This is a genomic window from Microbacterium sp., assembly GCF_031178525.1.
In the GTDB taxonomy this organism is placed as follows: Bacteria; Actinomycetota; Actinomycetes; order Actinomycetales; family Microbacteriaceae; genus Microbacterium.
Genome location: NZ_JAPSJA010000090.1, coordinates 1 through 9,532 on the forward strand (window position 1 = coordinate 1; position 9,532 = coordinate 9,532).

Annotated in this window: 10 protein-coding genes; 6 read left to right on the forward strand and 4 right to left on the reverse strand. The window is 72.5% G+C overall.

Features of this window, described 5'->3' with window-relative positions; all coding sequences use genetic code 11:
* From RIF89_RS14945 to RIF89_RS07660, 3 genes are read left to right on the forward strand one after another with little or no spacing between them, the layout of a single operon-like run.
* Positions 1-141, forward strand: a complete 141-nt coding sequence (locus RIF89_RS14945; RefSeq protein ID WP_375294453.1) for a substrate-binding domain-containing protein — start codon at positions 1-3, stop codon at positions 139-141.
* Entirely contained in the window at positions 138-1,319 is a 1,182-nt protein-coding gene (locus RIF89_RS07655; protein WP_309068534.1) for an endo-1,4-beta-xylanase, read from the forward strand. Before RIF89_RS14945 ends, RIF89_RS07655 begins: the two co-directional genes overlap by 4 nt.
* A gap of 18 nt (positions 1,320-1,337) precedes the next feature.
* A complete protein-coding gene (locus tag RIF89_RS07660) occupies positions 1,338-2,078 on the forward strand; it encodes a sulfite exporter TauE/SafE family protein (protein WP_309068535.1) in 741 nt (246 codons plus the stop codon).
* Here RIF89_RS07660 and RIF89_RS07665 read toward each other — a convergent pair whose 3' ends face one another.
* Positions 2,079-2,699 carry a polysaccharide deacetylase family protein gene (locus RIF89_RS07665; protein ID WP_309068536.1) on the reverse strand — a complete coding sequence of 207 codons (621 nt, stop codon included), beginning with the start codon at positions 2,697-2,699 and terminating at the stop codon, positions 2,079-2,081. It abuts the gene before it with no gap.
* Positions 2,700-2,822: 123 nt separating this feature from the next.
* On the opposite strand from RIF89_RS07665, the gene xylA reads away from it, so the two are divergent.
* Together xylA and xylB are read left to right on the forward strand one after the other, a co-directional pair.
* Positions 2,823-4,016, forward strand: coding sequence for a xylose isomerase (xylA, locus tag RIF89_RS07670; protein ID WP_309068537.1), 1,194 nt, complete (start codon positions 2,823-2,825; stop codon positions 4,014-4,016).
* A 1-nt stretch (position 4,017) separates the two neighbouring features.
* The gene (gene xylB / locus RIF89_RS07675) at positions 4,018-5,460 is read left to right on the forward strand and encodes a xylulokinase (RefSeq protein ID WP_309068538.1); all 1,443 of its coding nucleotides are present in this window, start codon (positions 4,018-4,020) and stop codon (positions 5,458-5,460) included.
* Positions 5,461-5,766: 306 nt separating this feature from the next.
* Here the strand turns inward: xylB and RIF89_RS07680 are convergent, their stop codons facing one another.
* Positions 5,767-6,540, reverse strand: coding sequence for an LLM class flavin-dependent oxidoreductase (locus RIF89_RS07680; RefSeq protein WP_309068539.1), 774 nt, complete (start codon positions 6,538-6,540; stop codon positions 5,767-5,769).
* A gap of 48 nt (positions 6,541-6,588) precedes the next feature.
* Here RIF89_RS07680 and RIF89_RS07685 point away from each other — a divergent pair, with 48 nt between their 5' ends.
* On the forward strand, positions 6,589-7,623 hold the full coding sequence (locus RIF89_RS07685) for a winged helix DNA-binding domain-containing protein (RefSeq protein WP_309068540.1): 1,035 nt from the start codon (positions 6,589-6,591) through the stop codon (positions 7,621-7,623).
* Position 7,624: 1 nt separating this feature from the next.
* Here RIF89_RS07685 and RIF89_RS07690 read toward each other — a convergent pair whose 3' ends face one another.
* Positions 7,625-8,035: a VOC family protein gene (locus RIF89_RS07690; RefSeq protein ID WP_309068541.1), complete on the reverse strand. Its 411-nt coding sequence runs from the start codon at positions 8,033-8,035 to the stop codon at positions 7,625-7,627.
* Between the two features lie 76 nt (positions 8,036-8,111).
* Positions 8,112-9,532, reverse strand: a 1,421-nt coding sequence (locus RIF89_RS07695; protein WP_309068542.1) for an ATP-dependent Clp protease ATP-binding subunit, incomplete at its 5' end; no start/stop codon positions are given.

Below are 9,532 nucleotides of genomic sequence, written 5' to 3' on the forward strand. Positions count from 1 at the left end.
ATCCGTCAGCCGCTTCTCGAGATGGGGGCATCGGCCGTGCACCTGCTGCTGTCGATGCTGGGCGGCGGCCCCAGCGAGCACATCCGCATGCCCGCCGAACTGATCCTGCGTGATTCGACGCGCGCGATGGAGCGCTCGTGAACCCGCGGACCGGCTCCGTCGAGGTCGCGCTCACGGACGCCACGGGCGCACCGCTCGCCCACCGCGAGGTCGTCGTCGAGCAGGTCCGGCACGCGTTCGCCTTCGGCAACATCGGCTTCGATCTCGTTCCCCACGCGAACGGCGAGGCGGACCTCGCGGCGCTCGCGCGCGACTGGCTGGGGCTGTTCGACACTGCGACGCTGCCGTTCTACTGGGGTCAGTTCGAGCCCGAGCGGGGACATCCGCGCACGGCGCGTCTGCTCGCTGCCGCGCGCTGGTTCGCCGAGCGCGGCGTCCGCGTGAAGGGCCATCCGCTCGTCTGGCACACCGTCAAGGCCCCGTGGCTCGATGCGCTGCCCTCGGACGAGGTCGAGAGCCTGGTGCGCGCACGCGTCACCCGCGAGGTGACCGACTTCGCGGGCCTCGTCGACACGTGGGATGCCATCAACGAGGTCGCGATCATGCCCGACTTCGTGAACGAGCCGGACGGCGTGCCGAATGCCGTGTCGCGGCTGGCCCGCGAACTCGGACGCACGGGCATCGTGCGACTCGCGTTCGAGACCGCGCGCGCGGCCGGTCCCGGTGCCACGCTGCTGATCAACGACTTCGACCTGTCGGAGCGGTACGAGCGCGTGATCGCCGACGCCCTCGACGCCGGCGTGCGCATCGACGCCATCGGTCTGCAGACGCACATGCACCAGGGCTTCCGGGGCGAGGAGCAGCTCCTGGAGGTCGCCGACCGGTTCGCGCGCTACGGTCTGCCGCTGCACTTCACCGAGTCCAGCCTGGTGTCGGGAGATCTCATGCCGCGCGAGATCGAGGATCTCAACGACTACGTGGTCGATGCCTGGCCCTCGACCCCCGAGGGCGAGGAGCGCCAGGCGGACGAGATCGAGCGGCTCTACCGCACGCTGACGGGACACCCGGCGGTCGAAGCGATCACCTACTGGGGGATCACGGACGCGGGGGCCTGGCTCGGCGCGCCGATCGGGCTGCTGCGCGCGGACGGGACCCGCAAGCCCGCGTACGACCGCCTGCACGAGCTGATCCGCGGCGAGTGGTGGCTCGCACCCACCACACGGCGCACCGACGGCGAGGGCCGCGTGCGCATCGAGGGCTGGAAGGGCGATTACCGGATCGCGGCGGGCGATCTCTCCCGCGACGTCGCGATCTCCTGACCCCGATAGCCTGGGCGGATGCCCGAACTGTCCGCCCTCGCGTGGGTCGCGCTGGCGGTCGGCGCCATCGCGGTCGGCGTGTCGAAGACCGCGCTGCCGGGAGTGAACACGCTGGCGATCGCGCTGTTCGCGGCCGTCCTGCCGGCACGGGCCTCAACGGGGGCGCTGCTGCTGCTGCTCATCGTCGGCGACGCGTTCGCACTCTGGGTGCACCGTCGGCATGCGCGCCTGCGAGCCCTGCTGCCACTGATCCCCGCGGTGCTGGCGGGCCTGATCCTGGGATCTGTCTTCCTCGCCTTCGCCTCCGACACGGGCACGCGCAGGGTGATCGGCGCGATCCTCCTGCTCGTGATCGGCGTGACGCTGTGGCGGCGGCGGAAAGCCGCAGCCGAGGAGGCCCAGACGGGCCGGATCGCGGCCGCCGCCTACGGCACGCTGGGCGGGTTCACGACGATGGTGGCGAACGCGGGCGGCCCTGTCATGACCATGTACTTCCTCGCCGCGAAGTTCCCCATGCGGGCGTTCCTCGGCACGACGGCGTGGTTCTTCGCGGGCATCAACCTGGCGAAGCTGCCGTTCTCGATCGGGCTGGGCATCATCGACGTCCCGACGCTGCTGATGGATCTCCTGCTCGTGCCCGGCGTCGTGGTCGGGGCGTTCATCGGGCGCGCCCTGCTCGACAGGATGGACCAGCGCGCCTTCGAGCGCATCGTAATCGTGCTCACGATCGCCGGAGCCCTGTACCTGCTGCTCGGCTGATCAGCAGCCCTCGGGGAGCGTGAAGCGCCACCCGGCCGCCAGGCGCTCGGCCAGGACGGTCTCGACGGCCGCCACCGTGCCGCGCCGGTCGCCGCCGCCGTCGTGCGCGAGAACCAGTTCCCCGGGCCGCATCGCCTCGCGGAGGTTCGCCGTCAGGGTGGTCACGTCCTGCGTGTCCCAGTCGAGGATCGTGTTCGTCACGGCGAGGGGGCGCATCCCCAGCTCCAGGGCCACATCGACGGTCACGCCCCAGCTGCCGTTCGGCGCGCGCCAGAACGGCACCGGCACGGGGCCGGCGGCCTCGCGGATGATGCGCAGGTTCTCCTGCAGGTCGGCGCGCACGCGGTCCGCCGTCCAGCCGCCCATGGCGGCGAAGGACGTCGAGTGGTTGCACAGCACGTGCCCGTCGGCGACCGTGCGGCGCAGGAGGTCCGCACCGCCGGGCCGCAGGATGCACTCCCCCACGACCGCGAACACGGCGCGGATGCCGTGCGCGCTCAGCACATCCAGCAGGCGCGGCGTCGCGCGCGGGTCCGGACCGTCGTCGAACGTCAGCGCGGCGACCAGGCCCTCCCCCTGCGCGCGGCGGACGTGCGCGGCGGGCGGCGTGTCGCGAGGCATGCCTCGACGCTAGCGGGACGCGCGCGGATGGGCAGCCCGCGCCGCGTTGCGGGTCGCGGCGCACGGTGATAAGTTCGCTACCGCAACAATTCATCGACGACGCTGAAAGCGGGTCTGCACACCATGTCGCTCACGCCCACCAAGGACGACAAGTTCTCCTTCGGCCTCTGGACCATCGGCTACAACGGCGCCGACCCGTTCGGCGGCCCCACCCGCCCCGCGCTCGACGTGGTGCACGCGGTCGAGAAGCTCGCCGAGCTCGGCGCCTACGGCCTCACCTTCCACGACGACGATCTGTTCGCCTTCGGCTCCACCGACGCCGAGCGCCAGACGCAGATCGACCGCCTGAAGCAGGCGCTGTCCGACACGGGACTCATCATCCCGATGGCGACGACCAACCTCTTCAGCGCCCCCGTCTTCAAGGACGGCGGCCTCACCTCGAACGACCGCGACGTGCGTCGCTTCGCGCTGCGCAAGCTGCTGCGCAACCTCGACCTCGCCGCCGAGCTCGGCGCGAAGACCTACGTCGCGTGGGGCGGACGCGAGGGCGCGGAGTACGACTCGGCGAAGGACGTCCGCGTCGCACTCGAGCGCTACAAGGAGGCGTTCGACTTCCTCGGCCAGTACGTCCTGGACAAGGGCTACGACATCCGCTTCGCGATCGAGCCGAAGCCGAACGAGCCGCGCGGCGACATCCTGCTGCCGACGGTCGGCCACGCGCTCGCGTTCATCAACGAGCTCGAGCACCCCGAGCTCGTGGGCCTGAACCCCGAGGTGGGCCACGAGCAGATGGCGGGCCTGAACTTCCAGGCCGGCATCGCGCAGGCGCTGTGGCACGGCAAGCTCTACCACATCGACCTCAACGGCCAGCGCGGCATCAAGTACGACCAGGACCTGGTGTTCGGACACGGCGACCTGCACAACGCGTTCGCGCTCGTCGACCTGCTCGAGAACGGCGGCCCCAACGGCGGCCCCGCGTACGACGGCCCGCGTCACTTCGACTACAAGCCCTCGCGCACCGAGGACGAGACGGGCGTGTGGGAGTCGGCCCAGGCGAACATGCGCACGTACCTGCTCCTCAAGGAGCGCGCCCAGGCATTCCGTGCCGACCCCGAGGTGCAGGAGGCGCTGAAGGCGGCTCGCGTCGACGAGCTCGCCGTGCCGACCCTGAACGAGGGCGAGACCGTGGCCGACCTCGTCGCCGACCGCTCGGCGTTCGAGGACTTCGACGCGGACGCGTACTTCGGCGGCAAGGGCTTCGGCTTCGTGCGCCTGCAGCAGCTCGCGACCGAGCACCTGCTCGGCGCGCGCGGCTGACATGTCGCAGGACCCGGTGACGGGCACCCGCCGCCTGGTCGCGGGCGTCGACTCGTCGACCCAGAGCTGCAAGGTCGTCATCCGCGACCTCGATTCGGGTGAGGTCGTCCGCTCCGGGCGGGCGACCCACCCGAACGGCACCGAGGTCGATCCCGCCGCATGGTGGGATGCGCTGCGCAGCGCCGTCGCGGAGGCCGGCGGCCTCGGCGACGTGGCGGCGATCGCGGTCGGAGGCCAGCAGCACGGCATGGTCGCGCTGGATGTCGACGGGCACGTGATCCGTCCCGCCCTGCTGTGGAACGACACCCGCTCCGCGGGCGCCGCCGCGGATCTCACGGCCGAGGTCGGCGCCGAGGAGTTCGCACGCCGCACGGGCCTCGTGCCGGTCGCGTCCTTCACCGCGACGAAGCTGCGCTGGCTTGCCGATGCCGAGCCCGAGAACGCCGCCCGCGTGGCGGCCGTGGCACTGCCGCACGACTGGCTCACGTGGCGCCTGCGCGGTTACGGCCCCGCCGGCCAGTCGCCGCTCGGGCCCGTGCTCGACGAGCTCGTGACCGACCGCTCCGACGCGAGCGGGACGGCGTACTTCGACGCCGCGACGGGCGCGTACGACCGCGAGCTGCTGTCGCTCGCGCTTCGTCGCGAGGCGAGCGCGGTCGTCCTGCCCCGCGTGCTCGGCCCGGCCGAGTCGGTGACGGGCGGGTCCGGATCCCTCGCCGACGGGCTCGTGATCGCGCCGGGGTGCGGCGACAACGCCGGCGCTGCGCTCGGCCTCGGCGCGGCCACCGGCGATGTGGTGGTGTCGATCGGCACGTCGGGCACGGTGTTCGCCGTCACGGATGCGCCGGTGCGCGACGCGAGCGGCTCCGTCGCGGGCTTCGCCGACGCGTCCGGCCTCTATCTGCCCCTCGTCGCCACGCTGAACGCCGCGCGCGTGCTCGACCAGATCGCGCGCCTGCTGGACGTCGATCACGCCGAGCTCGGCCGCCTGGCATTGGCGGCCGAGCCGGGCGCTGCGGGCCTCGTGCTGCAGCCCTACTTCGAGGGCGAGCGCACGCCGAACCTGCCGGACGCGACGGCGACGCTGTTCGGCATGACGCTCACTTCGACCACCCGGGAGAACCTCGCACGCGCGGCGCTGGAGGGCATGCTCTCGGGCCTCGCCGACGGCCTCGACGCCGTGCGCTCGCACGGCGTGACGGCGGAGCGGATCCTGCTCGTGGGCGGCGCCGCGCAGAATCCCGCGGTCGCCGCGATCGCCGCGCAGGTGTTCGATGCGCCGGTCGTGGTTCCGGAGCCGGGCGAGTACGTCGCGGCGGGCGCCGCCGTGCAGGCAGCCTGGGCGCTGACCGGAGAGCGCCCGGCGTGGCCCGTGTCGCTCTCGGCGGAGCCCGCGCCCGACACGCGCGCGGTCATCCGCGAGCAGTACGCCGCGCGCCGCTGAGGCGCGCGATCACGCGTGATGACAAGCCGCCCCGGGGGTCCGCTCCCCGGGGCGGCTTCGTCGCGATCCCGATCCGGAGAGGGCCACGCCCCACTCCGAGTCGGCATGGCCGGATCCGTGTTCCGCTTCGTGTCGATATCCACCCCCGTTTCCGACAGCAGGTGGGACATGCACCGATCGATCGGACGGGGCGGCGACAGATGACCGGATCCACCGGAGTCGCCGGCTCATCGGACGTCGCCGGACCCGCGATCGTCGCTTGATCCGGAGGGTCGCCGGGCCCGGAGCATCGCCCGATCCGGGGCGTCAGCTGATCGCGGCGGTCACGTCCTCGACGAAGCGCGCGTAGTCGTCCGGATCGTCGCTCGGCGTGACCGCCCGCAGCACGACCTCGTCGACGGCCTCGACGTACGCGGCGACTCCGCCTCGCGCCTCTCCCGGGCGGATGACCGTGTCGAGCGGCCCGAAACCGAGCCGCTCGAAGTTGGCGGCGTACGACGGGATGCGACCGTAGCGGCCGGCCTCCTCCTCGAGGCGCACCATGGCCGCCGGGTCGGCTGCCGTGCGGACATAGAGCGCCACGCGGCCACGGGCGTCGATCGCGTGGTGTTCCGCTGCCTGCGCGGACGCCTCGTCGGGCGTCAGCCAGTTCAGGACGACACCGTCGGCGCGCTCGGCAGCGAGCCGCCGCATCTTCGGCCCCAGCGCGCCCAGCGCGATGTCGGCCGCTCCGCCCGCGCGCAGCTCATCGACGGCGTCGCGCATCAGCGTGAGCACGCCGCTGAGCGCTGCACCCGACCCGACGCCGAGCGTCAGGCGATCCGCCGGCAGCGACAGTCGTGCGAGGTCGTCCAGCAGGGCCGCGGCGGGTCTGCGGTCGACGGGGATCACGCCGGTGGCGACCCGCATGGCGGAGGTGACGTCCGCGGCGGCGGCGGCGACCTCGAGCGCGTTGTGCCCGGGAGTCTCGTTCACCCACAGGGCGCCGAGTCCCGCAGCCTCGATGAGCGGGGCGATGCGCCGGGCGACGCCCGTCCCGGCCGACGCGGCGATGCCGATGGAGACGCGCTGCAGATCCATGTCTCGATCCTGTCACCCGTGTCGGGGGCCGGCGCTAGCGTGAGCGTCGTGGAACTCACGGCGACCGAAGCGCGGCGGCTGCGCCACGACGCGCAGCTGCTCAACGGGTCCGACCTGTCCCCCACCGAGGTCGTGACGCGGGCGGTCGCGCTGCAGGGGCAGGATCTGCCGGGCGTGCTGCGCGCGATCGCGATCCGCTCGCGCCCCGGCACGACGCTCGACGACGTCCGTGCGGCCTTCGACGCCGGGGACCTCGTGCGTTCCTGGCCCATGCGCGGCACGCTGTTCGCGACGACGCCCGCGCACCTCGCCACGATCCTGCAGCACACGGGCGAGCGCACACGACGCGCCACGACGCGGCGACGCGCGCAGCTCGAGCTCGAGGACGCCCTGATCGACCGGGCACGCGGCATCCTGCGGGACGCGCTGCAGGATCGCCCGCGCACGCGCGCAGAGACCCTCGCGCTGTGGCAGGGCGCGGGCATCGCGACCGACGGCGGGCGCGGCTACCACCTGCTGTTCCACCTCGCGGTCGAGGGGCTGATCCACTGGGGCCCGTTCTCCGGAACGGAGCAGCAGCTCGTCCTGACCACCGCGAAGGGCGCGGATCCCGACGACCTCGTCGGCGTCGTGCGCGGCTACGTGGGCGCACGCGGTCCCGTGACGGCCGACGACGCCGCGTGGTGGCTCAAACTGCCCAAGACTCTCGTGCGCCAGGTCGCGGCGCGCATCGCGGAGCTGACCGCGGTGTCCGTCGAGGGCGTGCCCGCATGGGTGATCGGCGACCCCGAGGTTCCTGATCCCTCGGGCGTCACGCTCGTGCCGGCGTTCGACGAGTGGATCCTGGGCTATGCCGACCGGTCGCTGGTCGCGAGCCCCGGCATGCTCGCCGCGCAGGTGCCCGGCAACAACGGCGTGTTCCGTCCTGCCGTGCTGGTCGACGGCGTGGTGGTGGGGACGTGGCGCGTGCCGCCGCGCTCGGCGAAGGCGCCGCGCACGCCGCAGGCTGAACTCGTCGAGCGCACGAACGCCGCCACCCGGAAGGCCATCGACAGAGCACTCGCCGCCTGGCCGCACGCGTGAGCTACAGCACGGACTGCCCGATGGGGCCGGGATTGCAGGCGACCTCCCAGCGATAGCCGTCGGGATCGGCGAAGTACCCCGAGTATCCGCCCCACTCGCGCCTGCGCGGCTCGGCGACGATCTCCGCGCCGGCCCCGCGGGCCTCGGCCAGCACCGCGTCGACCCCTGCCTCATCGGGCAGGTTGTGCGCCAGAGTGACGGGCGGAGTGCCGCCGGCGCTCACCGGTCCGATCTCGTGCTCGGCCGCCATCCGGTCCCACAGGGACAGGATGAGCCGCTCCCCCGCTCGCAGCATGAGCACCTCTCCCGCGACATGCACCTCCGGCTCCCAGCCGAGGCCGTCCACGTAGAACCTCCTGCTAGCCTCGACGTCCGCCACGACGAGCGTGATGAAGCTGATCCGCTGATCCATGACGGCATCGTGGCATGCCGCGCCGACACGACGAAGCCCCCGGGGAGCCTCAGACTCCCCGGGGGCTTCGTGCACCTCAGGCCGCGACCGCGAGCGACGCCGCCTCGACCATCAGCTCATCGCCGCGCGCGTCGACCCGCACAGACCCGCCATCCGCGAGCGCTCCCGTGACGAACAGATCGGCGATCCGGTCGTCCACCTCACGCTGGATCAGCCGCCGCAGCGGGCGGGCGCCGTACTCCGGCTCGTACCCGCGCTCGGCGAGCCAGTCGACCGCGGCAGGCGTGACCTCGAGCGCGATCTCCCGCGCCCCGAGCCGCGCGCGCGTCGCGCCCAGCATGAGCGAGACGATCTCGTGCAGCTGCTCCTTCTCGAGCTTGCGGAACAGCACGATCTCGTCGATCCGGTTCAGGAACTCGGGCCGCATCGACTCGCGCAACCGCCCCATGACGCGGGCCCGCAGGTCCTCGTCGTCGAACTCGCGGCCGCCCGACGTGAAGCCGATGGCACCCGCACGCGAGGCGAGGAACTCCGACCCGAGGTTCGAGGTCATGACGATCACGGTGTTGCGGAAGTCGACCGTGCGGCCCTGGCCGTCCGTCAGGCGCCCGTCGTCGAGCACCTGCAGCAGCAGGTTGAACACGTCGGGGTGCGCCTTCTCGATCTCGTCGAACAGCACGATCGAGTACGGGTTGCGGCGTACGCGCTCGGTCAGCTGACCCGCCTCGTCATAGCCGACGTATCCCGGAGGGGCACCGACCAGACGCGCGACCGTGTGCCGCTCGCCGAACTCGCTCATGTCGAAGCGGACGATCGCGCCCTCGTCGTCGAAGAGGCTCGACGCCAGCGCCTTCGCGAGCTCGGTCTTCCCGACGCCTGTCGGGCCGAGGAACAGGAACGAGCCCACCGGCCGGCGGGCGTCGCCCATGCCGGTGCGACTGCGGCGCACGGCCTTGGCGACCGCCGCCACCGCGTCGTCCTGCCCGATCACGCGTCCGTGCAGCTCGTCCTCCAGCGTCGCGAGGCGCTCACGCTCGGACTCGGTGAGACGGGCGACGGGGATGCCGGTGGCGCGGCTCACGACCGCCGCGATCTCCGGCTCGTCGACGATCGCGGGAGCCGCGGATCCAGCCGCAGTCGCCTCTTCGATCCTGCGCTGGACGTCCGCGATCTCATCCCGCAGACGGGACGCCTCCTCGTAGCGTTCGGCCGCCACGGCGGAGTTCTTCTCGGACTCCAGCGTTCCCAGGCGCTCCATCAGCGCGGTGACGTCGGCCGGCGCGCCCAGGCGCAGCCGGAGGCGTGCGCCAGCCTGGTCGATCAGATCGATCGCCTTGTCGGGAAGCACGCGCTCGGTCAGGTAGCGGTCGCTGAGCTCCACCGCGGCGCGCAGCGCCTCGTCCGTGTACGTGAGGCGGTGGTGCTCCTCGTACGCCGAGCGCAGACCGCGCAGGATCTCGATCGCGTCCGTCACCGACGGCTCGCCCACCCGCACAG